Source organism: Bartonella sp. CL71SXKL (assembly GCF_042194935.1).
Classification (GTDB): Bacteria; Pseudomonadota; Alphaproteobacteria; order Rhizobiales; family Rhizobiaceae; genus Bartonella.
In genome coordinates this window covers 1-797 of the sequence record NZ_JBHINI010000100.1, presented here as the reverse complement: position 1 = coordinate 797, position 797 = coordinate 1, and the positions used below count along the sequence as shown (strand labels likewise).

Below are 797 nucleotides of genomic sequence, written 5' to 3'. Positions count from 1 at the left end.
CGTCCATCTGAGCCCTCTGTTCCGGAGGACACTTCATCTCCAGATTCTGTTTCTCCTCCTTCTGCCCCTGTTGAACCAAAGCCTTCTGGGTCTTCTGACCCTTTGGATTCCTCGTCTAATCTCCAAATTAGAGCTGTTGTTCCACAGGTTCCAACTTATCTTCTTTTGCCAAATGCCTTATTTCATGCTGGTTTAGTGGATATGACCGCGCAAAATAAGACATTAGAGACAATGCGGAATGCTTTTCATTCCTTTGGGAAGGATAATGAAAAGACAGCCTTTTTTCTGCATGCTTATGGTGGTAGCCATCATTATGCTTCCAACTTATCTGCTTTTGAATATGGCTATGGTGCTGAGCTCGATTATAATGCATTCGAAGCAGGTGTTTTGTTAAACGAGATTGAGAGTTTATATGGTTGTACATTCTTTGGGGTTATGGGGTCTTACGGAAACCTTTCTCTAACCCCTCAGGATGTTGAACAAAGCAAAAAGAGTGCATTTGATAAATGGTCTGTTTCTGCCTATGGAAGTCTGAAGCATGATACGGGTTTTTATATAGATGGGGTGGTATCGTATGGACTTTTTAAGGGAGATGTTTTGACCCTTGCACGGGGCAAGGTTGTGGCATTAAAGGGTAAACAGTTTAGCGGTTCTTTAACGAGTGGCAGAACGTTTTCAACAGGGTATAAAGGTGTTGTTTTTGATCCGCAGATTCAGATTGTTTATCAGCATCTTCAGTTTAATCAGGCGCGTGATATTGATAATCTTGATGTTGATTTAGGAAAATTTCATCAATG

General features: G+C 41.4%; 1 protein-coding gene. It reads left to right on the top strand.

Features of this window, described 5'->3' with window-relative positions; all coding sequences use genetic code 11:
* Positions 1–797: autotransporter outer membrane beta-barrel domain-containing protein (locus tag ACFILA_RS09695; protein WP_375661144.1), on the top strand; the 797-nt coding region annotated here is incomplete at both ends.